The organism is Aquimonas voraii, from assembly GCF_900101825.1.
GTDB lineage: Bacteria > Pseudomonadota > Gammaproteobacteria > Xanthomonadales > Xanthomonadaceae > Aquimonas > Aquimonas voraii.
On record NZ_FNAG01000002.1, the window covers coordinates 401,100 to 426,116 of the forward strand.

Annotated in this window: 20 protein-coding genes; 18 read left to right on the forward strand and 2 right to left on the reverse strand. The window is 69.1% G+C overall.

Annotated elements, in window-relative coordinates; all coding sequences use genetic code 11:
- From BLP83_RS06355 to BLP83_RS06370, 4 genes are all read left to right on the forward strand, one after another.
- Positions 1 to 2,421, forward strand: a complete 2,421-nt coding sequence (locus BLP83_RS06355) for an ADOP family duplicated permease (RefSeq protein WP_091240269.1) — start codon at positions 1 to 3, stop codon at positions 2,419 to 2,421.
- Between the two features lie 769 nt (positions 2,422 to 3,190).
- Positions 3,191 to 3,811 carry an HAD family hydrolase gene (locus tag BLP83_RS06360; protein ID WP_091240272.1) on the forward strand — a complete coding sequence of 207 codons (621 nt, stop codon included), beginning with the start codon at positions 3,191 to 3,193 and terminating at the stop codon, positions 3,809 to 3,811.
- A gap of 68 nt (positions 3,812 to 3,879) precedes the next feature.
- Entirely contained in the window at positions 3,880 to 4,584 is a 705-nt protein-coding gene (locus BLP83_RS06365) for an RNA pseudouridine synthase (protein ID WP_091240275.1), read from the forward strand.
- Between the two features lie 242 nt (positions 4,585 to 4,826).
- Positions 4,827 to 5,267 carry a hypothetical protein gene (locus BLP83_RS06370; RefSeq protein ID WP_091240278.1) on the forward strand — a complete coding sequence of 147 codons (441 nt, stop codon included), beginning with the start codon at positions 4,827 to 4,829 and terminating at the stop codon, positions 5,265 to 5,267.
- Positions 5,268 to 5,342: 75 nt separating this feature from the next.
- On the opposite strand, the gene BLP83_RS06375 is transcribed toward BLP83_RS06370, so the two are convergent.
- On the reverse strand, positions 5,343 to 5,858 hold the full coding sequence (locus tag BLP83_RS06375; RefSeq protein WP_091240281.1) for a porin family protein: 516 nt from the start codon (positions 5,856 to 5,858) through the stop codon (positions 5,343 to 5,345).
- A 257-nt stretch (positions 5,859 to 6,115) separates the two neighbouring features.
- On the opposite strand from BLP83_RS06375, the gene dapB reads away from it, so the two are divergent.
- The 14 genes from dapB to BLP83_RS06445 all read left to right on the forward strand — a co-directional run bounded on the left by dapB (position 6,116) and on the right by BLP83_RS06445 (position 23,527).
- Positions 6,116 to 6,898, forward strand: a complete 783-nt coding sequence (dapB, locus tag BLP83_RS06380) for a 4-hydroxy-tetrahydrodipicolinate reductase (RefSeq protein ID WP_342670433.1) — start codon at positions 6,116 to 6,118, stop codon at positions 6,896 to 6,898.
- 262 nt (positions 6,899 to 7,160) lie between these two features.
- Positions 7,161 to 8,288 (forward strand): glutamine-hydrolyzing carbamoyl-phosphate synthase small subunit, encoded by a 1,128-nt coding sequence (gene carA, locus BLP83_RS06385; RefSeq protein ID WP_091240288.1) that lies wholly within the window; start codon positions 7,161 to 7,163, stop codon positions 8,286 to 8,288.
- A gap of 18 nt (positions 8,289 to 8,306) precedes the next feature.
- Entirely contained in the window at positions 8,307 to 9,743 is a 1,437-nt protein-coding gene (locus BLP83_RS06390; protein ID WP_091240291.1) for a hypothetical protein, read from the forward strand.
- Entirely contained in the window at positions 9,727 to 12,969 is a 3,243-nt protein-coding gene (gene carB, locus BLP83_RS06395) for a carbamoyl-phosphate synthase large subunit (RefSeq protein ID WP_091240294.1), read from the forward strand. Before BLP83_RS06390 ends, carB begins: the two co-directional genes overlap by 17 nt.
- Positions 12,966 to 13,442 (forward strand): transcription elongation factor GreA, encoded by a 477-nt coding sequence (gene greA, locus BLP83_RS06400; protein WP_091240297.1) that lies wholly within the window; start codon positions 12,966 to 12,968, stop codon positions 13,440 to 13,442. The genes carB and greA overlap by 4 nt, the downstream gene beginning before the upstream one ends.
- A complete protein-coding gene (locus BLP83_RS06405) occupies positions 13,439 to 14,386 on the forward strand; it encodes a hypothetical protein (RefSeq protein WP_091240299.1) in 948 nt (315 codons plus the stop codon). Before greA ends, BLP83_RS06405 begins: the two co-directional genes overlap by 4 nt.
- 5 nt (positions 14,387 to 14,391) lie before the next feature.
- The gene (recJ, locus tag BLP83_RS06410; RefSeq protein ID WP_091240301.1) at positions 14,392 to 16,101 is read left to right on the forward strand and encodes a single-stranded-DNA-specific exonuclease RecJ; all 1,710 of its coding nucleotides are present in this window, start codon (positions 14,392 to 14,394) and stop codon (positions 16,099 to 16,101) included.
- Positions 16,102 to 16,188: 87 nt separating this feature from the next.
- Entirely contained in the window at positions 16,189 to 17,283 is a 1,095-nt protein-coding gene (locus BLP83_RS06415) for a hypothetical protein (RefSeq protein WP_091240303.1), read from the forward strand.
- A 346-nt stretch (positions 17,284 to 17,629) separates the two neighbouring features.
- Positions 17,630 to 18,758 (forward strand): peptide chain release factor 2 gene (gene prfB, locus BLP83_RS06420; protein WP_143006564.1). Its coding sequence is split into 2 segments (ribosomal slippage): positions 17,630 to 17,704 and positions 17,706 to 18,758, totalling 1,128 coding nucleotides; the frame shifts between segments, so codons are not numbered across the junction.
- Between the two features lie 172 nt (positions 18,759 to 18,930).
- Entirely contained in the window at positions 18,931 to 20,454 is a 1,524-nt protein-coding gene (gene lysS, locus BLP83_RS06425) for a lysine--tRNA ligase (RefSeq protein WP_091240309.1), read from the forward strand.
- Positions 20,455 to 20,663: 209 nt separating this feature from the next.
- Entirely contained in the window at positions 20,664 to 20,999 is a 336-nt protein-coding gene (locus BLP83_RS18170) for a hypothetical protein (RefSeq protein WP_143006565.1), read from the forward strand.
- 194 nt (positions 21,000 to 21,193) lie between these two features.
- Positions 21,194 to 21,898, forward strand: coding sequence for a c-type cytochrome (locus BLP83_RS06435; protein ID WP_091240898.1), 705 nt, complete (start codon positions 21,194 to 21,196; stop codon positions 21,896 to 21,898).
- Positions 21,895 to 23,193 (forward strand): c-type cytochrome, encoded by a 1,299-nt coding sequence (locus BLP83_RS06440; RefSeq protein ID WP_091240313.1) that lies wholly within the window; start codon positions 21,895 to 21,897, stop codon positions 23,191 to 23,193. The genes BLP83_RS06435 and BLP83_RS06440 overlap by 4 nt, the downstream gene beginning before the upstream one ends.
- Positions 23,194 to 23,206: 13 nt before the next feature.
- Positions 23,207 to 23,527 carry a hypothetical protein gene (locus BLP83_RS06445; protein ID WP_091240315.1) on the forward strand — a complete coding sequence of 107 codons (321 nt, stop codon included), beginning with the start codon at positions 23,207 to 23,209 and terminating at the stop codon, positions 23,525 to 23,527.
- Between the two features lie 26 nt (positions 23,528 to 23,553).
- On the opposite strand, the gene kynU is transcribed toward BLP83_RS06445, so the two are convergent.
- Positions 23,554 to 24,816, reverse strand: a complete 1,263-nt coding sequence (kynU, locus tag BLP83_RS06450; protein ID WP_091240317.1) for a kynureninase — start codon at positions 24,814 to 24,816, stop codon at positions 23,554 to 23,556.
- Positions 24,817 to 25,017 lie beyond the last annotated feature (201 nt).

Sequence of the window (25,017 nt, forward strand, 5' to 3'; positions counted from 1 at the left end):
ATGAAACCGCTGATTGCCGATCTGCGCCATGCCGCGCGGGCCCTTGCCCGCACGCCGGGCTTCACCCTCACTGCGGTGCTGATGCTGGCCTTGGCCATGGGCGCCCTGGCGGCACTGTTCAGTGCCGTCAACGCGGTGCTTCTGCGCCCTTTGCCGTTTCCGGAGGCGGAGCGCCTGTTCTACGTGTCGGGCGATGCGCCGGGCTCCCAGTTCAGCGGCGAACTGGGCGTGGCCAACGAATTCCTCGTGCACTATCGAGAGCGCTCCAAGCTCATCGAACATGCCGCCCAGTACAACGGATTCACCAACACCGTACGCGTCGACGAGCGCGCCGAGCGGCTGGAAATGTCCTCGCCCAGCAGCGAGTTCTTCAACGCGCTCGGCGTGGCGCCCGCGCTGGGCCGCCTGCCGGTCGCCGATGAGCCGGTGCCGGTGGCGGTGATCAGCGATCGCTTCTGGGCCGACTGGTTCGGGCGCGACCCGGCGGTCTTGGGTCGCACCGTGACCCTGTTCGGTGAGCCCCGCGAGATCGTGGCGGTCATGCCTCCCCACTTCCGCTTTCCCGAAGAAGACACTTGGCTGTGGATGGCGCGCCCCGTCGACGAATCCAGCATCGGCCAGACCGGCCGCTTCAACTCGGCGATGATCGTGCGCGCCCGCCCCGGAGTCACGGCCGAAGCCCTGCAGGCCGAGCTTTCGCTGCTGGCGGCTGAAATGCCGGAGCGCTTTGGCGGTACGGCGGCCTACAGCCGCCTCATGCAGCAGTACCGGGTGATCGTGCAGCCGCTGGATGCGCAGCTGCTGGGGCCGATCGCGGGTCCGCTCTGGCTGCTGCTGGCTGCCGCCGCGGTGCTGCTGGTGGTGGCCTGCGCGAATCTGGCCAATCTGTTCCTGGTGCGCGCGGAGTCACGCCAGCGCGAACTCGCGGTCAGGCGTGCGCTCGGGGCTGGCCGCGTGCAGCTGGTACGTCTGCAGCTCGCCGAGTCGATCCTGGTCGCCGCGATGGCGGGCATGCTGGCCGTGCTGATCGCGGCCCTGCTGCTGCCCTTGCTGGTGAGCTTCGCGCCGGCCGGGGTGCCGCGCCTCTCCGATGCAGGTCTGGATGCCGCGACACTTGCCTTCACTGCCGCGACGGCGCTGCTCTCCGGCGTGCTGTGTGGCCTGCTGCCGGCCTGGCGCGGCGCCGCTCCGGAGCTGTCGGGTCTGCGCGAGGGGGGGCGTGGCCACATCGCAGGCGAGAACCGCACTCGCCAAGGCCTTGTCGTGGCTCAGACCGCGATGGCGCTCACCCTGCTGATCGGTGCCGGGCTGCTGCTGCGCAGCGCCAACGCGCTCTACAACGTGGATCCGGGCTACGAGGTCCGCGACGTCTTCACCTTCCAGTTCGCACCCGAACAGGCTCGCCTGGACAGCCCGGCGGCGTGGTCGCGCTTCCACCTCGAAGTGCTGGAACGCTTGCGGGCCGTGCCGGGCGTGCAGTCGGTCGGTCTGGTCGAGAACGTTCCGCTCAACGAAGGCACCGCGGCCTCGCGCGCTCGCACCCAGGACATGGGCGTTTCCGCGGCGGAGGGGCAGGTGATCAACATCACCTACAGCGCCGGCGACTACTTCCGCAGCATGGGCATTTCCTTGGTTTCCGGTCGCGAGTTCACCGCACAGGACCATGCGGGCAGCGGCGTGCTCATCGTCAGCCGTGCCGCGGCCGAGCGGCTCTGGCCGGGCCGCGATCCGTTGGGCCAGCGGCTGCAGCGCGAGGGCCGCGAGGACTGGGAAACCGTTGTCGGTGTCGTCGAGAACGTCCTGCAGGACAACTTCTGGTCGCCGCCGGAACCGCTGGTCTACCTGCCCTTGATGGCGCCCTCGACGGGTCCGTCGTGGACGGTGACCACGCCGGCCTACGTGATCAAGAGCGCGCGCGCCGACAGCATCGGTGGTGAGGTGCGGGCCTTGCTCCGCGAACTCGCGCCTGAGGCTCCGATGTATCGCGTCTTCACCCTGCAGGGCCTGGTCGATGCCTCGCTCACGCGCCTGTCGTTCACGCTGTTGACGCTCGGTCTCGCGGCGACGCTGGCGGTCTGCCTCGGGGCGGTGGGCCTGTACGGAGTGCTTTCCTACGTGGTCGCCTCGCGCACCCGCGAGATCGGCGTGCGCATGGCCCTGGGCGCCCCAGCGGCCCGCGTGCAGCGGATGATCGTCAGTCAAGGCCTGGGGGTGGTCGCCGCGGGGGTCTGCCTCGGCCTGATGGCCGCGGCCGTTGCCAGCCAGGCGATTGGCAGCCTCCTGTTTGGCGTGCAGGCGCTGGACCTAGCGACCTTTCTCGGGATGGCCCTGCTGATGCTGGCGATAGGCGCACTCGCCAGCTACCTGCCGGCGCGTCGTGCGTCCCGGCTGGCGCCCATGGAGTCGCTGCGCAGGGAGTAGAGGCGCGGCGCGTGCTGCGGGGGACGAACGCCGCGGAGTGCGCAGGCGATGTGTCGCTCAATGCACCCGCAGCGTTGAACCGCGCCTGCCTGGCGGGTTCGGCGCGACCTCATCCGGCGCGACCTCATGCTGCGCGGATCCCGGCCCGAGTTTGGACGCTCAAAAACAGCGACCCACCGGCGTCAGACGCTGCGGTGGGTCGCGGGGTTCTGCTTACAGCTTGCCGCGGGTACGCAGATCACGGCGGAGGCGATTGCGACGGCGACGCAGACGGGCCAGCTTCATGGCGGAGTCCTTGGTTGGGGTGGAAAGGGGCGCGGATTGTCGCACGGTGGGCAGCATCGCGCTTGCGTCGAACCTATGGGGGCGGTGGACCCGGGCAGGTTTCCAGTGATGGTGGACCAGAGCGAAGCCGGTCGCTCACCAGCCAAGCAAGCTCAGTCTTGCCGGCATGGGCTGCGCCAGTTCCGTGGGCGCGACAGAAAGGCCCACTCCGACGCGTGCGCCGCGCTCGGCTCTGAAGCAACTGCCCTAGCCGCCGTGAGCTTCGCCGTGCCAATCACTGTTCTCGGGCCGCCGCGAATGGGATGACCAGCGCCGGAACATCAGCCCACTGGCCAGTGCGGCGGCGCACAGCCCGATGATGAAGCCCGATGACTCGCTGCCGCTGATGCCGACCTCGCTTCGAGGTTGGCCAGTCGCGGCCGTCCGGGCCCTGGGGTAGGAAGCGGCCTGTCTGGCCTTCGCCTGCCATAGACTGTTGTGCAGCATGCCGACCCGATCCGACCTCGCCCTCTTTGATTTCGACGGCACCCTGACGACGTGTGAGACCTTCCCGGTCTTTCTCAAGCGCGTGCTGCCCAGGTCGCGCCTGCGTGCCGGTTGGCTGCGGCTATGGCCGCTGGTGTTGGGCTATCGCCTGCGGCTGGTGTCGGGTACGCGCCTGCGCTCGGCGATCGTGAGGCTTGGCTTCACGGGCGCGGATCGCGAGGCGCTGGAGCGGGAAGGCGTGCGCTTCGCTGCGGATTACCTGCCCGGCGTGCTGCGGCCGGAGGCCATGGCGCGTCTCCTCTGGCATCGCCAGCGCGGTGATCGCGTGGTGATCGTGTCCGGTGGGCTCGGCACGTATCTCCGGCCGTGGGCGGCGGCTCAGGGGCTGGAGCTGCTGTGTTCGGAGCTGGAGACGGTCGATGGCCGCTGCACCGGTGTGTTCGCGGGTGCTCAATGCGTGGGGGCTGAAAAGGCGCGCCGCGTCCGTGGGCACATCGATCTCGCGGCCTATGCCGAGGTCCACGCCTATGGCGACACGCCTGAGGACGCCGAGCTGCTCGCGCTGGCGGACCACCGCCATTACCGGGGCCGCAGGATGAGCCGCGCCGACCGCGCTTGATGCGGCCCTTGCGGCAGCGGCTGTACCGCGGGCGCGTACACTCGGCGCTGCTTTCCACGGCCCCATCGATGTCCGAGCCCATCCGACTGTCCAAACGCGTCATCGAGCTGACCGGCTGCTCGCGTGCCCAGGCCGAGCGCTACATCGAGGGCGGCTGCGTCAGCGTCGATGGCGAGGTGATCGACCGTCCCGAGCATCCGGTGCGCGAGCAGCGCGTCGAGGTGGATCTGGAGGCCATCGCCGCGCCGCTGGAGCCCATGACCGTGCTGTTGCACAAGCCCGCCGGCGTGGAGGTGGCGCCGGCCCTGGTTGCCGCGGACCGGCATTGGGCGGACGACCCCAGCGGCATCCGCCCGCTGCGCCGACATCTGCGCAGGCTGTCCCCGCTGCTGCCGCTGGAGCACGGCGCCTGCGGCCTGCAGCCTTTCACCCAGGACGGGCGTCTGCTCCATCGCATGCGCGAGGAAGGAGCCCGCATCGAGCAGGAGTTCATCGTCGAGGTCGAGGGCAGCGTCGCCGCCTACGGCCTGCATCGCCTGAGCCATGGGCTGCGCTTCGAGGGCCGCACGCTGCCGCCGTGCAAGGTGAGCTGGCAGAGCGAAACCCGCCTGCGCTTCGCCATCAAGGATGTGCGCCCGGGCCAGTTGGCGTGGATGTGTGGGCAGGTGGATCTGCGTCTGCTCTCGGCGCGGCGCATCCGTCTCGGGCGCGTGCCCTTGGCCAAGCTGCCTGAGTCGAGTTGGCGCTACCTGCCTCGCGGCGAGCGCTTCTGACGATGCGCGGTGGGGCGAACTAACGCGCCTCCCGCGAGCCAAGAGGCATCTTCCGCCGGGGCGAGACTGCCCCTTGGGGGCGAGTGCCGCCGCCGAGCGCTTCCCATGACATTCCGTTTCCGTGAGCCCGTGCCGGTACCGCTTGCGTCGATGCAGGACCGAGCCGCCGCCGGGCTGCGGATCGTCGGCGGGCCGCGGCTGCGCTAGCCTTGCATCCCTCTTCAGATCGCCGGGAGCCCGCCATGCACCGTCCCCTTCGTTGCGCTGCCGTACTCGCATTCGCCGCCGCGCTGCTGCCTCTCGAAGCGGCGCGTGCCGGCAATGTCGACTGCGAGATGCGCTTCAATCTTTCCGGCTGGTCGGCCTTCTACAAGCGTTCGAGCGGCGAAGGCACGATCACCTGCAACAACGGCCAGTCGATGCGCGTACGGCTGGAGGCGCGTGGCGGCGGAATTTCGTTCGGCAAGTCGCGCATCGAGAACGGCGTGGGCGAGTTCTCCGGCGTCGACGACATCCGCGAATTGATCGGCGGCTATGCCAGCGCCGAAGCGCATGCCGGGGCCGGACGTTCGGCCAAAGGGCAGGTGGTCACCAAGGGCGAGATTTCGCTTGCACTTTCGGGCACGGGCAAGGGTTGGGATGTGGGCGTCGCCTTCGGCAGCTTCGTCATCAGCGAGCGCTGAGCCCGCGGGCGGCAGCGGCACGCGTGGCCGCCTGTTGAGCTCGCAGGTCCAGCGGCGCGCTGATGTGGCCTCCGCCTAGAACTGGAAGCCCACCGACAGATAGCTTTCGCCCTTGTTCGGTTGGCGCGTGCGGGCGTTCGAGAGGTGCCCCAGGCCGATCACCAGGCGACCGAAGCGGATGCCGAGGTGGCTGTGGAACTGGTAGCCGCTGCTCAGGTAGTTGGTGACGTGGCTGACGGCCGCGAGGCCCGAGGCCAGGGTCACCCGGCCGAAGTCGTAGCCGAGCTGCAGCGAGGCGAAATGCACGCGCTGGTCGCTGCCCGCGGGGGCGGTGTCATGGCGGCCGATGCTGCCGGCGTTCAGCGCGTAGAAGTCGAGTCCAAACGGCAGGCGCGGCTGTGGCCTTGCGTGGGTCAGCAGCACGAAGTCGGTGTTCGGCGTGTCCGGGGCGTCGCTGATGCCGGCCTGCAGGGTGGTCCAAGGCGCGCGGGCCGGCTCCGCGGCCAACGCCGGCGTGAGCAGGGCCAGCGCCAGGCACAGGCCAAGTGCAGCGGCCGTTGCCTTGGCGGGCGAAAGAGAATGGGGGGGCATGGGCGTCCCTGTGCGGGCAGGCCGGCATCCGATGCCGGCGGAGGGGGGGCGGCGCGGTGGTCCCGAAGGCCCAGGCCAGATGGAGCACCTTGCACGGCCCGCGCAGAATAGGAAGGACAGGGCGGGGCTGCCAGCCCCAGACGTGCACCGCAGCGTTGCCGAGAACGGTCCAATTGCGCAGGCAGCGCTTCGCGTTGGCATCCCGCAGCGCGGGCTCGCCTACACTCGCGGCCCCTGACTCTCACCGGTGAATGACCATGGACGATCGCCGCGCCAGGCTGCTGATCCACGGAGCTTCGGGCCGCATGGGCCGCAGCCTGCTGTCGCTGGTGGCCGAACACCCCGGCCTGCATCTGGTCGCGGCCGTGGCCAACGCACCGCGCGCCGATCTCGGTGCGCTCGCGGTGCTGCGCCCCGCGCAGATCGCCCAGGCACCAGCCTTCGATGTCGTCATCGACTTCAGCGCGCCCAGCGCCCTGCCTGCGCTGGCGGCGGCCTGTGCCGAGCGCGGTGCGGCGCTGGTGTCCGGCACCACCGGCCTCGATGCCGCGGCGCTGGCTGCCCTCGATCAGGCGGCACAGCGGGTGCCGGTGTTGTGGGCGGCGAACTTCTCGCTGGGCGTGGCCCTGCTGGCGGCGCTGGCCCGGCGCGCTGCGGCGGCCGTGCCCGACTGGGACTGCGAGATCATCGAAACCCACCATCGCCGCAAGCAGGACGCTCCCTCGGGCACGGCCCTGCGTCTGGGCGAGGCCATCGCGGCCGGGCGCGGGCAGTCGCTCGCTGCGCTGGCGCGGCATGGGCGCGAGGGCGCGCAGGCGCCGCGCATTGCCGGCGAGATCGGCTTCCACGCCGTGCGCGGCGGCGATGTCGTTGGCGATCACCAGATCCTGCTGGCGGGCGAGGCGGAAGTCATCGAGCTCACCCACCGCGCGGCCAGTCGCGAGGTGTTCGCGCGCGGCGCGCTGAAATCCGCGGCCTGGCTCAGCGGTCGCGGGCCGGGGCGGTATCGCGTCGAGGACGTGCTGGGGCTCGCCGACTGAGCTCGGGTGGCGGGGCCCGCTGCGAGCGACGACATCGCGTCATGCATGCCCTGAACCGTGATCGCCGCACGCGTTTGCTGCGTTCGCACAGGTGGACAGGTTGTGAGCGGAAAACGTAAACTTCCGCCTCGCCTGCTTCACCTTTCGCCCCCTCCCTCGACGGCCTCCGGACCTGCTAGACGCAAGCCCGGCGGTTTCGCGCAAGCTGCGTCCAGCGCCGCTCGCAGGGGTGCCTCCCCGATCCTCACAAGGCGAATCGCTCGTGACCCAACCCGCTCTTCTGGCTCTTGCCGACGGCACCGTGTATCGCGGTGTGTCGGTGGGCGTTTCCGGCTGCACGGTCGGCGAGGTGGTGTTCAACACCGCCATGACCGGCTACCAGGAAATCCTCACGGATCCCTCCTACGCGCAGCAGATCGTCACCCTGACCTATCCGCACATCGGCAACACGGGCTGCACCGACGTCGATGACGAAGCGGGCAAGGTCTTCGCCTCCGGCCTCATCATCCGCGAGCAGCCGACCCCGGCCAGCAGCTGGCGCAGCCAGTCCGACCTGCCGGAATGGCTGCAGGCCCGCGGCGTTGTGGCGATCGCCGAGATCGACACCCGCGCGCTGACCCGTCGTCTGCGTGACTCCGGCGCCCAGAACGGCTGCATTCTGGCCGGCGAGGGCGCCACCGCCGAAGAGGCGCTGCGCCGCGCGCGTGAGTTCCCGGGCCTCAAGGGCATGGACCTCGCCAAGGTCGTCAGCGTCACGGCACCCTACGCCTGGGCCGAGGGCCGGTATGCGCTGGATCGCCAGGTCTTCGAGACGCCGGCCCCGCGCTTCCACGTGGTGGCCTACGACTTCGGTGTAAAGCGCAACATCCTGCGCATGCTCGCCGAGCGCGGCTGCCGGCTCACCGTGGTGCCGGCGCAGACCCGCGCCGACGAGGTGCTGGCGCTCAAGCCGGACGGCGTGTTCCTGTCCAACGGCCCCGGCGACCCCGAGCCCTGCGACTACGCCATCGCCGCGATCCGCCGCTTCATCGAAGCCAAGCTGCCGACCTTTGGCATCTGCCTTGGGCATCAGCTGCTGGGTCTCGCGGCCGGCGCGCGCACCCTGAAGATGAAGTTCGGCCACCACGGTGCCAACCACCCGGTGCAGGACCTCGACAGCGGCCGGGTCATGATCTCCAGCCAGAACCATGGCTTCGCGGTGGACGAGTCCAGCCTGCCGGCCAACGTGCGAGCCACCCACCGTTCGCTGTTCGACGGCAGTTTGCAGGGCATCGCGCTCACCGACGCGCCTGCCTTCAGTTTCCAGGGGCACCCGGAGGCAGCGCCTGGACCGCACGACGTTGCCGGTCTGTTCGATCGCTTCATCGAGCTGATGTCACCCTCGCGCTGATCCCGCAAGGAGTCCCCCATGGCACGCAAAGCTTCCGCCCGAACGAGCCGCAGCAGTCCCGGTCGCTGGATCTTCTGGGGCCTGACGCGGGTGGGGCTGCCGATCGCTCTGCTGTACGGTCTGGTGTGGTGGCGCGTCGACGCGGCGATCTCCCGCCAGGTCGAGTCGCTGCAGGCTTTCGCGGATGTTCAGCGCGGCGGCAGCTTCTTCACTTTCGATGGGCAGATGGGCGTCGACAGCCTGGAGGTCGCCCCGCGCCTGCCGGGAGCGCAGGGCCTGCGCTTGCGCACCGGGCGAGTCGCGCTGGAAACCCCCGGCCTCGGATGGATGCTGAAGGCGGGCGTTTTCGGCATGCCGCAGCAGCTGCCGCGGCGCATGGGCATCAGCGTTGCCAATCTGGAATTCGAGGGCGTTCCCTCCGGCCCCGAGGCCGGCTTCATCGGCGCCTACAGTGCCATGCCCTTCGAGGCCGCCGGCTGCGGGGTCAATGCCTTCAGTCGCAGCAATCTGGTCGACATGGGCCTGCCCGCCAGCGACACCGTCATCAGCGCGCGCTTCGAGCATTCCGACGCCGGCATCGTCAATATCAGCTGGGATCTGGGTACCCCGGGCGTGGGGCGGCTGGAATGGCGTCTGGGCGTTGCCTTGCCCGGCGGAGCGGGCGTTTCCACTGATCAGCTCGCCCAAGGGCGGCTGGCGAACCTGAGCCTCGCCTTCATCGACGAAGGCTTCATGCAGGCCCGCAACGGCTGGTGCACCGATCGGGTGACCACGAGCCTCGCCGATTTCAACGCCCTGCACATGGAGTCGGTGCGTGGCCTGCTGCGCACCGTCGGCCTGCAGCCCGACGCCGACCTGTTGAAGGCCTTCGGCAAGTTCGCCGCCGATGGCGGCGAGTTCCGCATCGAGACCCGTCCGTCATCGGCGCTCGGCTTGATGCAGCTCGCGTCAATGCAGGGCGAGGCCCTGCGTCAGGCACTGGCGCCCTATGTGCGGGTCAGTGGCATCGATCCGGTGCGCTTCGCTTTCGCCGAAGTGCGGCCGATGACCCTGCGCGAGCAGCAGGTGGCCGCGGAAGTCGCCCGCACCCGGCTTGAGGACGGTGTGCCTCTCGATCCCGAGATCGAAGAGGTTGTCTCCGACCCGCCGCGGATTCCTGCGCCACAGCCGCCCAAGCAGGAGATTCCGCTGCCCGCGCGCGACGGTCGCATCGCCTATGAGGACCTTGCGCCCTACATCGGGCGCGAGCTTGAGGTGCTCTCGATTTATGGCAGCCGTCGCCGCGGCGAGCTCGTCAGCCACGCGCAGGCGCAGCTGGTGCTGCGCCTGCCGCCTGCGCAGGGCGGCTTCGACCTGACCATTCCCGCCGAGACCGTGCAGACCGTGCGCGTGCTCGATGCCGCCGCCATCCAACCCGATTCCTCGACCGACCTGACCGATGCCCAAGCGAACTGATCTCAAGACCATCCTCATCATCGGCGCCGGCCCGATCGTCATCGGCCAGGCCTGCGAGTTCGACTACTCGGGCGCGCAGGCCTGCAAGGCGCTGAAGGCGGAGGGCTACCGCGTCGTGCTGGTCAACTCCAACCCGGCGACGATCATGACCGACCCCGATACGGCGGACGCGGTCTACATCGAGCCGATCAACCCGGCCACGGTCGAGAAGATCATCGCCAAGGAGAAGCCCTGCGCCCTGCTGCCGACCATGGGCGGCCAGACTGCGCTCAACTGCGCGCTGGACATGGCGGACGCCGGCACGCTCGAGAAGTACGGCGTCGAGCTGATCGGCGCCTCGCGCGAAGCGATCCGCATGGCCGAAGACCGCGAGCTGTTCCGCGTCGCCATGGGCGAGATCGGCCTCGAATGCCCCAAGGCCGAGGTGGCGCGCAGCTTCGAGCAGGCGGTCGAGATCCAGGCCAAGGTCGGCTATCCGACCATCATCCGGCCGAGCTTCACCCTGGGTGGCAGCGGTGGCGGCATCGCCTACAACCGCGAAGAGTTCGAAGAGATCGTCAAGCGCGGACTGGAGCTCAGTCCGGTGCACGAGGTGCTGGTCGAGGAATCGGTTCTCGGCTGGAAGGAGTACGAGATGGAGGTGGTCCGCGATCGTGCGGACAACTGCATCATCGTCTGCTCGATCGAGAACATCGACGCCATGGGCGTGCACACCGGTGACAGCATCACCGTGGCGCCGGCGCAGACGCTCACCGACAAGGAGTACCAGCGCCTGCGCGACGCCTCGATCGCGGTGCTGCGCAAGATCGGCGTCGATACCGGCGGCTCGAACGTGCAGTTCGGCGTCAACCCGAAGAACGGCCGCGTCGTTGTCATCGAGATGAACCCGCGCGTGTCGCGCTCGTCGGCTCTGGCGTCCAAGGCCACCGGCTTCCCGATCGCCAAGGTCGCGGCCAAGCTCGCCGTGGGCTACACGCTGGACGAGCTGCGCAACGAGATCACCGGCGGTGCCACGCCGGCGAGCTTCGAGCCGACCATCGACTACGTGGTCACCAAGATTCCGCGCTTCGCGTTCGAGAAATTCCCCGCCGCGGATTCGCGTCTCACCACCCAGATGAAGTCGGTGGGCGAGGTGATGGCGATGGGCCGCTCGCAGTCGGAATCACTGCAGAAGGCCTTGCGCGGCTTGGAGACTGGCCGCACCGGCTTCGATCCCATGCTGCCGGCGCATCTCGATGCGGATGGCATGCTGGAACTGCGCCGCCAGCTGCGCGAGCCGGGTCCGGACCGCCTGTTCTACGTGGGCGATGCTTTCCGCCACGGCTTGGGCGTGGACGAAGTGCACGCGCTCTCCGGTATCGACCCCTGGTTCCTGCGCCAGATCGAGCACCTGATCCGCACCGAGGGCGAAGTGGCGGCCGGTGGCCTGGCTGCGCTGGATGCGACCCGCCTGCGCGCGCTGAAGCGTCTGGGCTTTTCCGACATGCGTCTGGCCAAGCTGCTGGGCACCGACGAGAAGGCGGTACGTGCGCTGCGCCATGCCTTTGGCGTGCGCCCGGTGTTCAAGCGTGTCGACAGCTGCGCGGCCGAGTTCTCGACCAGCACGGCCTATCTGTATTCGACCTATGAGGACGAGTGCGAGGCCGAGCCGACCGACCGCAACAAGATCATGGTGCTGGGCGGCGGCCCCAACCGCATCGGCCAAGGCATCGAGTTCGACTACTGCTGCGTACACGCCGCCCTCGCCCTGCGCGAGGACGGCTTCGAGACCATCATGGTCAACTGCAATCCGGAGACGGTCTCGACCGACTACGACACCTCCGACCGCCTGTACTTCGAGCCTTTGACGCTCGAAGACGTGCTGGAGATCGTCGACAAGGAAAAGCCCAAGGGCGTGATCGTCCAGTACGGCGGCCAGACGCCCCTCAAGCTCGCGCGCGCGCTGGAAGAGGCCGGCGTGCCGATCATCGGCACCAGTCCGGACTCGATCGACCTCGCTGAAGACCGCGAGCGCTTCCAGCAGATGATCCAGAAGCTGGGCCTGAACCAGCCGCCGAACCGTACGGCGCGCACGCCCGAGCAGGCCCTGCTGATCGCGCACGAGATCGGCTATCCGCTGGTCGTTCGCCCAAGCTACGTGCTGGGCGGTCGCGCGATGGAGGTCGTGTATTCGGATGCCGACCTGTCGCGCTATATCCGCGATGCGGTCAGCGTGTCCAACGAGTCGCCGGTGCTGCTCGACCGCTTCCTCGACAACGCCGTCGAAATCGACGTCGACGTGGTCGCCGACGCCGAGGGCAATGTGCTGATCGGCGGGATCATGGAGCACATCGAAGAGGCGGGCGTGCACTCGGGCGATTCGTCCTGCTCGCTGCCGCCGTACTCGCTGTCGAAGGCCCTGCAGGACGAGCTGCGGGTGCAGGTCGCGGCGATGGCGCGCGAGCTCAAGGTGGTGGGTCTCATGAACACCCAGTTCGCCGTGCTGCCGGACGGCGAGGGTGGGGGCACCGTCTACATCCTCGAAGTGAACCCGCGCGCCTCGCGCACCGTGCCCTTCGTGTCCAAAGCCACCGGCCGACCTCTGGCGAAGATCGCCGCCCGCTGCATGGTCGGGCAGAGCCTCGTGCAGCAGGGCGCAACCGCCGAGATCGTGCCGGATTACTGGTCGGTGAAGGAGGCGATCTTCCCCTTCGCCAAGTTCCAGAATGTCGATCCGATCCTGGGCCCGGAAATGCGCTCCACCGGCGAAGTGATGGGCGTGGGCCGCAGCTTCGGTGCGGCCTTTGCACGCGCTCAGGAGGCGGCGTCCATCAAGGTGCCGCCGCCGGGCAAGGCCTTCGTGTCGGTGCGTGATCCCGACAAGCAGCGCCTGCTGCCGGTGGCCGAGCTGCTGGTCAAGCAGGGTTTCAGCCTGATCGCCACCTCGGGCACCGCGGCTTTCCTGCGCGAGAAGGGTTTCGACTGCGCCGTGGTCAACAAGGTGGCCGAGGGCCGCCCGCACGTGGTGGACCTCATCAAGAACGGCGAAATCGTGTATATCGTCAACACCACCGAGGGCCGCCAGGCGATCGCCGATTCCTTCTCGATCCGCCGTGAGGCGCTGCAGCATCGGGTGACCTATTCCACCACCATCTCCGGCGCGCGTGCTCTGCTGCACTCGCTGGAGTTCCGCGGCTCGGGCGACGTGCTGTCGCTGCAGGAGCTGCACGAGGAGTTGAACGCATGAGAGCCCCCCTCACGCTGAAAGGATCCCAGCGTCTGCGCGAGGAACTTGAACACCTGAAGTCGGTGAAGCGCCCCGAAGTGATCGCCGCGATCGCCGAGGCGCGCGCGCATGGCGACTTGAAGGAGAACGCCGAGTACCACGCCGCCCGCGAGCAGCAGGGTTTCATCGAGGGCCGCATCAAGGAGCTGGAGTCCGTGCTCTCGCATGCCCAGGTGATCGACGTCTCCAAGCTGGCCGCCGGCAGCAAGATCGTGTTCGGTGCAACCGTCGAACTGGCCGATAGCGAGACTGACGAGGAGGTCACCTACCAGATCGTTGGCGACCTCGAAGCCGACATCAAACAGGGCCTGATCTCGGTTTCAGCCCCGATTGCCCGCGCACTGATCGGCAAGAACGAGGGTGACTCGGTCACCATCGCCGCGCCCAGCGGTGAGCGCAGCTACGACATCATCAGCGTGCGCTACGCCGGATGAGCGGCAGCGGCTGCATCCTTCTGCTTCCGGCCCGCGCCAAGTTGCGCGGTGAGCTCGCGCAGGCCCCCTCGCTGCAGAAACTCATCGGCCGCGGCGACGCGCTGGAGGACGGCGAGGCGGGCGAACTGGGCCAGCTCGCCCGCCTGTTCGACATCACGCCGCTCGGCCTGCCGGCGGCGGCCCTGTCCCGCCACTTCGACTGCGGCGATGCCGCAGGCAGCCAGTGGCTGCGCGCCGATCCCGCCTTTCTGCAGCCTGAGATGAGCGGCGTGCGCCTGATGGCCGTGGGTGAGCTGGGCTTGCGGCCGGAGGAATCCGAGGCGCTGGCCTTGGCGGTGCAGCCCCTGTTGGGTGATTTCGGCATGCCCTTGACGGCGCCGACGACGACGCGCTGGTACCTGCGTGTCGAACCGGGCCAGCGGCTGCCTGCGTTTTCCACGCCTGAAGACGCCCTCGGTGACGACTATGGCGTGCATCTGCCCTACGGCGACGAAGGACGGCGCTGGCGTGCTCTGCTCAACGAGGCCCAAGTCCTCCTGCACAACCATCCGGTCAACCAGGCGCGAGTCGCAGCCGGGCGCACGCCTGCCAATGCACTCTGGATCTGGGGCGGCGGTGTATTGCCGCAGCAGGTGGTCTCCGGCGTCGGAACGCTCTATGCCGCCGAGCCGCTGGCCTGCGCGCTGGCTCAGCTTTCGGGCATCAGCATCGAGCGCATCGAGAGTGACGAGCTGCCCGAGCAACTCGACGATGCCGCCATCGATCTGCGCGGTGCGCGCAGTCTCGAGGCATTGGAGTCGGCGGTGTTCGCGCCGCTGCTCGATCGCGTCGGCCGCGGCAAGCTGTCCAGCCTGACCGTGGATTTCGGCGATGGTCACGGCTGGAACTACCGCCGCAGCCACGGTCTGCGCCTCTGGAAGCGGCCGGCCACCAGCTTCGAGTAGCGCGCATGCGCATCGAACGTCGCAGCGTGCCGCCGGTGCCGCTGCTGGAGGCACCTGGCCTGCACCCCGTACTGCGTCGCGTCTATGCCGCCCGCGGGGTGCAGTCCGCCGATGAACTCGACCTGCGCCTTTCCGGGCTGCTGGCACCGCGGCTGGCCGGCCTCGAGGCCGCGGTCGACCTGCTGGTGTCAGCACGCGAGGCCGACCAGTCGGTGCTGGTGGTCGGCGACTTCGACGCCGATGGCGCCACCGGCAGCGCGGTCGCGGTGCGCGGCCTGCGCCTCTTGGGCTTCCGCCGCGTTGGCTACCGCGTTCCCAATCGCTTCCTCCATGGTTACGGGCTGTCGCCCGCGCTGGTGGCCGAGCTCGAACCGGCGCCGGATCTCATCCTGACCGTCGACAACGGCGTGGCCGCGCATGCGGGCATCGCAGCGGCGCAGGCCTGTGGCGTGCGGGTCATCGTCACCGACCACCACCTGCCCGGCGACAGCCTGCCGCCTGCGGATGCGCTGGTGAACCCGAACGTCCCCGGCTGCGAGTTTCCCAGCAAAGCGTTGGCCGGCGTCGGTGTGGTGTTCTATCTCCTGCTCGCGCTCCGCGCGCGGCTGCGCGAGCGCGCCGCCTTCGCCGGTGCGGAGCCGGACCTCGGTCAACTGCTCGATCTCGTGGCGCTGGGTACGGTGGCTGATCTGGTGCCGCTGGACCGCAACAACCGGCTGCTGGTGCAGGCCGGGCTGAAGCGCATCCGCGCGGGCCGGGCCTGCGCCGGCGTGCGCGCGCTCTACCGCGTGGCGGGCCGCGATCCCAGCCGCGCCTCGGCCACCGACTTCGGCTTCGTGCTGGGGCCGCGCATCAATGCCGCCGGCCGCCTCGAGGACATGGCGGTGGGCATCGAATGCCTGCTCAGCGACGACGAGGCGAGCGCCTTCGCCCTGGCGCAGCGCCTGCACGCGCTCAACGCCGAGCGCCGCGAACTGCAGCAGCAGATGGTCGAACAGGCCGAAGCCGCCGTGCTGCGCGCGGATTTCAGCGCGCAGGCACACGTCAGCGCCGGCCTGGCGCTCGCCGATGCGGGTTGGCATGCCGGCGTGGTCGGTCTCGTCGCCTCGAAGCTCAAGGAGCGCCTGCATCGCCCCGTGTTCGCGCTGGCGCCGGGCGATGAGGACGGCCGCGAGTGGAAGGGCTCCGGGCGCTCGATTCCCGGCTTCCATCTGCGCGACTGCCTCGCCGAGATCGACGCCCAGCATCCGGGCCTGATGCTGCGTTTTGGCGGGCACGCCATGGCCGCCGGGCTCTCGCTCGCGGACACCGAGGTCGAGCGTTTCTGCCGCGTCTTTGCCGCCACGGTCGAGCGCCGCATCGACCCCGCGCTGTTGGCGCCGGTGCTGCTGACCGATGGCGAACTCGCGGCCGGCGACTTCGAGCTGGGCCTCGCCGAGACCCTGCGCGAGGCCGGCCCCTTCGGCCAGGCTTTTCCCGAGCCGGTCTTCGACGGGGTCTTCGAGGTGCTGGACTGGCGCCTGATGGGTGAGCGCCACCTGCGCTTCTCTCTGCGTCATCCCGACAGCCGCGTGCCGCTCTCGGCCGTCTATTTCGGCGGCTGGACGGGCAGCCCGCCGCCGCGCCAGGTGCATCTGGCCTACCAGCTCGGCAGCGACGACTACCGCGGTGCGCCGGAGCTGCGCCTGTACGTGCGCCACCTGCTGCCGGCCTGAGCATTGCCGCGGTCGCGCGTGATACGTCCGCGCGCGGAATCACGTCATCCGCTGCAAGGCCGGAAGCGCCGGCCAGGATGACATCGCATGACTACGCAGGTTCAGGGGTTCCGCATTGCGTTCGCCGCCGCGCTCGTCCTCGCGGGGCTGGCTCAGCCGGCCGCCGCACAGAGCAGCCTGTGGCGCTCTGGCGCAACCGTCTACACGCCGCTGATCGACCAGCTGGGCAACTTCCAGTCCAACGGCACCGGCTACTTCGTCTCGCAGGCCTACATCAGCAACCCGCCGCAGCCGACCGTGGGCCAGCGCTTCTACCTGAGCGTCTACCTCTCGGCGATCGCTTCGCCGCCGGTGGGACGCCTGATGTTCCCGCATCTGCAGCTGCCCGCGGGCGTCAGCGTGGTGGCCGATCCGGCGGTGCCGCTGCGCTGCTTCTACCGTCCGATGAGCGGGATCGGCAACGCCATCGAGTTCACCAATCAGGTGCTCAACGACACCAGCTTCGGCGCCAACCTGCGCATCGCCGGTTGCCCGCAGCCGTCCAGCGCCGCGCTTCCTTTGCGCAGCCTGACCAACGGTGCGACGGGTTCCGGGCTGCTGATCCCGCGTCGCGATCCGCAGAGCAGCGGCGAGGCCTGGCCGATGGGCAGCTATGCCGCCTACGAGTTCCTGGTGCCGGTGGTGAGTTCGGTGACCCTGGACCGCTTCAGCTCGGCCAGCCTGTTCCGCGCGCCGACCTACTCGATGCAGGGCGATGGCCTGAGCAGCTGGGCGTATCCGCAGCTCAACCTCGAAGTGCATCCCGCCGCCGGCGGCAGTGGCTCGGCCGACATGCGCATCGCCTCGATCAACACCACCACGCCGACCAGCCCGCTCAACCGGCGGGTGCTGGCGCGCTGCCAGAACGACGGCCCGAACCCGGCGCAGAACGCCAGCTGCAGCTTCACCCGTCTGCCGGCCGGCGCCAGCCAGGGCTGCACGCCTGCCGGCGTACAGGCCAGCCTGGGCGTGGGCGCCTTCATCGACTGCTGGACCGAATTCCCCGGCACCGTCAATGGCGACACCGTGGAAGTGACGGCGAGTTCCGCGACACCCGACCCGAACCCGCAGAACAACGGCATGGGCGTCAGCATCCAGCCGATGCCGGGCGGCGTGCTGTTCCGCTCCGGCTTTGAGCCCTGAGAGCATGTGAGAACCCTCCGCCTACTGCGGCCGCCTCTGGCCGCCCGTGGCGGCAGCGCGCTACGCGAATTCCGCGGTCACTGGCTCGCCAAATTCCCTTGAATTCACGCACCGCGCTTTGCCACGAACACCCAGAGGCGCCCTCGCAACGGCGTCTGGTTTCTTTCACACGCTCTGAGTCCTCCGCGCCAGCGTTGACCGCGCCCTGAGGCCTGCGAGGGCGTCAGGGCCGCGGCCACGCGACGGCAGTGACTCCCGGGATCTGGCTTCGGCGCGGCTTCGGAGGCAACGAGGAGCTCTGCTACACTTCGCGGTCTTTTTCCGCGCTGCCGCCGCAGGTGCCCGCATGTTCGAAGTCAATCCCGTCCGCAACCAGATCGCCGACCTTTCGCAGCGGCTGTCCCTGCTCCGGGGGTTTCTTTGACTACGACCGCAAGGTCGAACGTCTTGAGGAAGTGACCCGCGAGCTGGAAAGCCCGGACGTCTGGAACAAGCCCGAGAACGCGCAGCAGCTGGGCCGCGAGCGCGCCCAGCTGGAAAAGGTCGTGGTCGGCATCCGCGACCTGCAGAACGCGCTGAAAGACGCCGGCGAGTTCCTGGATCTCGCCGAGATGGAAAGCGACGAGGACACCTTCAACTCGGTGGTGGCCGACGTCGAGAAGCACACCGCCGCCGTCGAGAAGCTGGAGTTCCAGCGCATGTTCTCCGGCAAGATGGATTCGGCCAACGCCTTCGTCGACATCCAGGCCGGCGCCGGCGGCACCGAGGCCCAGGACTGGGCCGAGATGCTGCTGCGCATGTACCTGCGCTGGGCCGAGTCGCGCGGCTGGAAGACCGAGCTGCTGGAAGTGAGCGGCGGCGAAGTCGCCGGCATCAAGTCGGCCACCTTCCGCGTCGAGGGCGATTTTGCCTACGGCTGGCTGAAGACCGAGACCGGCGTGCACCGCCTGGTGCGCAAGTCGCCCTTCGACTCCGACAACCGTCGCCATACGAGCTTCACGTCGGTCTTCGTCAGCCCCGAGGTCGACGACAACATCGACATCGAGATCAATCCGGCCGACCTCAAAACCGACGTGTACCGTTCGTCCGGCGCCGGCGGCCAGCACGTCAACAAGACTGAATCGGCCGTGCGCATCACCCACGTGCCCAGCGGCATCGTGGTGGCCTGCCAGACCGAGCGCAGCCAGCACGCCAACCGCGACCGCGCCATGAAAATGCTGGCGGCCAAGCTCTACGAACTTGAAATCCAGAAGCGCAACGCGGAAAAGGATGCCGTTGAGGCCTCCAAGTCCGACATCGGCTGGGGCAGCCAGATCCGCAACTACGTGCTTGACCAGAGCCGCATCAAGGACCTGCGCACCGGCATCGAACGCAGCGACACGCAGAAGGTGCTCGACGGCGACCTCGACGAGTTCGTCGAGGCCAGCCTGAAGTCGGGCCTTGAAGCAGGGTCGAAGCGTTTGGATGCGGTTTGAGAGCTGGGATTGGGGATTTGGGATTTGGGATTCGCAGCGAAGCTCGCGGGTCCCGCCTCACTCCAATGACCTGCTGCTCCGCTGAACGCGCGAGGCCACTCCGACCACCTGCACACCGCCGGGGATGTTCTACGAATCCCCGATCCAGAATCCCGACTGCCGGTTCCAATCAATGAACGACAACGCCCAGCCCGCCGCGCCCGCCACCGACGAGAACTTCCTGATCGCCGAGCGCCGCAGCAAACTGAAATCGCTGCGTGAGGCGGGGCCGGCGTTTCCGAACGACTTCCGCCGCGAGCATTTCGCGGGCGACCTGCAGGCCGAGTACGCCGACGCTGAGCGCTTCAGCGCGGACGCTCTGGCCGCGACTGGCCGCACGGTGCAGCTGGGCGGTCGTCTGCTGGCCAAGCGGGTGATGGGCAAGGCCAGCTTCGCGCAGATCCAGGACGAGTCCGGCCGCATCCAGCTTTACCTGACCCGCGACGGCATCGGCGAAGAGAGCTATGCCGCCTTCAAGGGCATGGACATCGGCGACATCGTCGGCGTCAGCGGCGGCTTGACCCGCACCCGCACCGGCGAGCTCTCGGTCGAGGTGAAGTCGCTGCGTCTGCTGACCAAGGCGCTGCGCCCGCTGCCCGACAAGTTCCACGGCATGACCGATGTCGAACAGCGCTACCGTCAGCGCTATGTCGATCTGATCGTGAACCCGGAGGCGCGCGAGGTCTTCGTGCAGCGCTCGAAGATCATCCGCGCCATGCGCAGCTGGCTGGACGCGCGGCGCTTTCTGGAAGTGGAGACGCCGATGATGCATTACATCCCCGGCGGCGCCACGGCCAAGCCTTTCACCACCCACCACAACGCGCTCGACCTGCAGCTCTACCTGCGCGTCGCGCCCGAGCTGTACCTGAAGCGCCTCGTGGTCGGCGGGCTGGAGCGGGTCTACGAGATCAACCGCAACTTCCGCAACGAAGGTGTCAGCACTCGCCACAACCCCGAGTTCACGATGCTCGAGCTGTACGAGGCCTACGCCACGTACCACGAGATCATGGACCTGACCGAGCAGGTGATCCGCCACTGCGCGGTCGAGGTGTTCGGCACGCCGGTGCGCGAATGGGAAGGCGCCACCATCGATCTGGGCCCGGACTTCCGCCGCTGGCGCATGGACGAAGCGGTGCGTCACTTCAATCCCGAGATCAGCGAGGCGGACTGCCGCGACCGCGAGGCGCTGGCCGCGCACTGCGCGCGCCTCAAGATCCCGGTCAAGAAGGGCTATGGCTGGGGCAAGCTGCTGCTGGAGATCTTTGAGAAGACCGTCGAAGGCCAGCTGATCCAGCCGACCTTCATCACCCACCATCCGGTCGAGGTCAGCCCGCTGGCGCGCGAAAGCGACAGCGAGCCCGGCATCACCGAGCGCTTCGAGCTGTTCATCAACGGTCGCGAGATCGCCAACGGTTTCAGCGAGCTCAACGACGCCGAGGACCAGGCCGCGCGTTTCCGCGCCCAGGTCGAGCAGAAGGAGGGCGGCGATGACGAGGCCATGCACTTCGACGCCGACTACATCCGCGCGCTGGAGTACGGCATGGCGCCTACGGGTGGCTTGGGCATCGGCATCGATCGCCTGGTGATGCTGCTGACCAACTGCGCCTCGATCCGCGATGTGCTGCTGTTCCCCTACATGCGGCCGGAGGCTGAGTAGCGCAGGGTCGAGGGATTCAGCCTCGTCGCGAGCCGTGCGCGGCGCGTTGGCGAATCAGGCCGTCAAGAGCGCGAGCCGCGTGCTCCGCAGCGTCGGCTCGGCTGAACGCGCAGCAACGGGAGGCCTTGAGCACGTCCACGCGCGAGCTGCCGAGGCGTTGTGGGGAGTGTCGCCGCAAGCGACACCCCACCTGTCCCTCGGAGCTCACCATGCACGTTTCAAAAGTTTCGACGATCAGCGCGCGCGGTCTTGGCCTCATGGCTCTACTGAGTCTCACTGCGCCCGATCTCGCTCACGCGCGCGGCATCGAAGCGCGGCAGGACCTTCAGCAGCAGCGCATCGAACGCGGCGCGGTGCGCGGCGATCTCACCCACTGCGAGGCGCGCCGCCTCGACGCGCGCGGCGATCGCATCGAACATCGCGAGCAGCGCTTCCGCGCCAGCGGTGGGCTGCAGCCCGCGGAGCGCGTGCGCCTGCATCGCGACCTGGATCGGCTTTCCTGGGACATCGCCGAGCAGCGGCGCGATGGCCGCGGCTGCTGGTGAGGGTCACGTGGAGGCATCGAGGCCTTCTTCCGGGACCTTCGGCGCTGGCCGCCCGACGGCCTGCGCGGCAGAATTCGCGGATGAACCCATTGCCTGAAGAGCATCGTTCTTCGCTTCGCGCACGGCTGCCCGAATCCCGTCTTCGCGCCCTGCCTGCCCGAGGTTTTGCGCTGCTGTGGTGGCTGGCCAGCGGCATGTCGTTCGCGCCGTTCGCCGTCGCTGCCGAGAGCGCCGAGCTTGCGCCGCGCCTCGCCGCCTGCGCCAGCTGCCACGGCGCGCAGGGCGAAGGCGCGAGCGCCAGCGAGTACGCCCCGCACCTCGCCGGCAAGCCGGCGCAGTACCTCTACGAACAGCTCCGCGGCTTCCGCGACGGCGGCCGCCAGCACCTGCAGATGGGCTGGCTGGTGCGCCATCTCGACGATGCCTACCTGCGCGAGATCGGCGCGTTCTATGCGGCGCTGCCGCCCAAGACCGCGCCCGCTGAGGTGCTCGCTGCACGCGTCGAGCGGCCAGGCGATGCGATCGCCAGGCGACTGGTGGAGCAAGGCGATGCCGACCGCGGCCTGCCGGCCTGCAGCGCCTGCCACGGCGCCGACCTCGTGGGCGTGGAGCCCGGCGTGCCGGCCCTGGTCGGTCTGCCGGCGGAGTATGTGGTGGCCCAGTTCGGCGCCTGGCGTACCGGCGTGCGCACCGCGGTCGCGCCCGACTGCATGGCCGATATCGCGCATGCGTTGACGCCGGCCGAGATCCGCGCGGTTGCCGAGTGGCTGGCCGTGCAAGGCCATAGCGAGCCGCGACGGCCGGCGCAGGCTGGCAGCCTGGCGCTGCCCAAGGCCTGCGGCGCCAATTCCCCGCTCGCGCCCGCGGAGGCGTCGGCGTCTTCGGAGGTGTCGCCATGAGCCGCCGCATTCCGCGCTGGCTGCCGGCCGCCGCCGTGCTCGCACCGCTGCTGATGCTGCTGTTGAGCCTCGCGCTCTACGGCCTCGTGCAGCAGGGCGGGCTGGCCCCCTTCCGCGTGCCGACCGGAGAGGCGCGCGTCGTGCCGACCGACCCCGCCCTGGTCGAGCGCGGTGCCTATCTCGCGCGCATCGGCAACTGCGCGGGCTGCCATACCGCTTCGGGCGGTGAGGCCTACGCCGGCGGGCGCGCCTTCAGCAGCGACTACGGCACGGTCTATTCGAGCAACCTCACGCCGGATCCCGAGTTCGGCATTGGCGACTGGTCGCTGGCCGAGTTCGCGCATGCGATGCGCCACGGGGTCAGCCGCAACGGCATCGCGTCGCCGGTGTTTCCGTATGCCAACTTCGCCCAGCTGCCCCAGCAGGACATCGAGGCCCTGTTCGCCTACCTCGGCCAGCTTGCCCCGGTGGCGCGTGCCCAGCCCGAGGCCGTGATGAGCTTCCCCGCCAATCTGCCCGGGGCGCTGCTGACCTGGCGGCTGCTTTACCACCGACCCGTCGAGCTGAAACCCGTGGACGGCATGGGCGAAGACTGGCAGCGCGGCCGCGCGCTGGTGAACGGCATCGGCCACTGCGCGATGTGCCACGGCAAACGCGGGCGCTTCGCCTCGCTGGCGGCCGATGCCGAACTCGGGGGCAGCCGCATCTCGGGCTGGTATGCGCCACCCCTGCACGCGGGCTCGCTCAATGGGCGCTTCGAGCCCGGCAGCCTCGCCACCTACCTGCGCGGCGGCTTGGCGCATGATCGTGGCGGCTATGGCGCGATGGCCGATGTGATCGCCACCAGCACGCGCTACCTGAGCGAGCAGGACGCGCAGGGCATCGAGGCCTATCTGCGCAGCCTGCCGGCGCTGCCGGTCGCCGACGCGCCCGCCAACCGGCTGCGCGCGACCAGCGAACACCTGCGCGAAGGCCGCGCGCTGTACGCGCAGCACTGTGCCGACTGCCACGGCGAGGATGGCCGCGGCGAGCCCGGTCGCTATCCGGCGCTGGTGGATTCGGCCGCGGTGATCGGCAGCGATCCGGTCAACCTGGTCAAGCTGGTTTCGCTCGGCGCCATCGCTCCGAGCACGCCGCTCAACCCGCGGCCGCACAGCATGCCGCCGTCGGCGCATCGCCTGAATGCGCGCGAGATCGCGGCCCTGATCAACGATGTGCGCGAGCGCTGGGGCTCAAGTCCGCGTCCGGTCACGCCGGACGAGGTGCGCGAGCTGGGCGGCATGGTCCGGCACTGAGAGAACACACCGAATGGCCCCGAGCGTTGCCGAAAACCTGGCCCTGATCCTGTTCCTGCCCTGGTACCTGGTGATCCTGGTCGTGTACTGGCGCATGCGCCGCAAGCCCGCGCGCTGGACGGGGCGCGTGTTCGATCTTGTCGCGATCGCGGTCTCGATCGCTGCGGCCGCCGTGGCCGGGCCCTGGGCGTTGGCCCATGCCGACGACAGCATCGGCAGCATGTGGCCGCAGATCCTCGCCACCGTGGTCGGCTACGGCGCCTTCCTGGCGGTGATCACGCTGGCGGCGCTGCTGCGGCGGATGCTGACCCGGCCGCCGGCGACGTCCGGCTGAAGCGAGCACCGCCGCCCTGACGGCGCTCAAGCCTGGGCCTTGCTCCAGGCCAGCACCGTATCGGCGAAGCGGCGGATCTCGGCGAAGCGGTTGTACAGCGGCGCCGGGCTGATGCGGATGACGTCGGGCTCGCGCCAGTCGCCGAGCACGCCGTGGGCCGCCAGGTATTCGAATAGCGCGCGGCCCTGGGCGCGGCCACCGCGCACGCGCAGCGAGAGTTGCGCCCCTCGGCGTTCGGGCTGCTTCGGCGTCAGCACTTCGAGCACGCTCGACAGCTCGCGCTCGATCAGCGATTCGAGATAGCCGGTCAGGCGCAGCGAACGTTCGCGCAACGCGGCCATGCCGCCGGCCTCGCGGAACAGCCCCAGCGAGGCGCGCACCGGAGCAAGAGCGAGGATCGGCGGGTTGCTCATCACCCAACCTTCGGCGCCGGGCGTGGGGTCAAAGCTCGACGCCATCTGGAAGCGCGTCGACAGCTTGTGCCCGTACCAGCCGGTCAGGCGGGGCAGGGTGCTGTCGTGCGCATGTCGCTCGTGCACGAAGATGCCGCTGACGGCGCCGGGTCCTGCGTTGACGTACTTGTAGTGGCACCAGGTGGCGAAGTCGGCGCCCGAGTCGTGCAGGGCCAGCGGCAGGTTGCCGGCCGCGTGCGCGCAGTCGAAGCCCACCGTCGAGCCCTGCGCCTTGGCCAGCCGCGCGATCTCCTTGAGATCGAAGGCCTGGCCGGTGCGGTACTGGATGCCCGGCCACAACACCAAGGCGAGCCGCGGGCCGTGCTGCTCGATGGCGCGCGCGATCGCCGCCATCGAAATCGTCCCGCCCGGCTCATCCGGCTGAACCTCGATCAGGCACTCGGCCGGATCGAAGCCGTGGAAGCGGATCTGCGACTCCACCGCCTGCCAGTCGGACGGAAACGCCCCGGCCTCGATCAAGATCGCCGGCCGCTCCGGCGTGGGCCGGTAGAAGCTCACCATCAGCAGATGCAGGTTTACGGTCAGCGTGTTCATCGCCGCGACCTCGATGGGCTGGGCGCCCACCAGCTCAGCCAGCGGCGCGTTCATCGATTCGAGGTAGCGCAGCCAAGGGCGCTCGCCCTTGAAGTGGCCTTCCACCGCCAGTTCGCGCCAGACCGCGAGCTCGGCGAGCACCGCTCGCTCGGCGTCCTTCGACTGCAGGCCCAGCGAATTGCCGACGAAGTAGGCCAGCTCGCCCTCGCCGTGGCGTGGGATGTGGAAGCGCTCGCGGAAGCGGGAGAGCGGGTCGACCTGGTCAAGCGCGGTGGGATGCATCGGCAGGGTCTCGATGGCGGGGCCTGCATGGTACGGAAGTGACGCCAAGGGCGTGGCGATTCGTCGTGCATCTGAGCTGACGCCTCGCGTCGGGCCACGCACGGACGCAAGGGGTCGGCCCCGGTCCACCATGGCCTCGACGCTCGCTGCGGTACAGCTTCCTTCTTCTGGCTCTGGCGACCGCAACCGGAACATCAACAC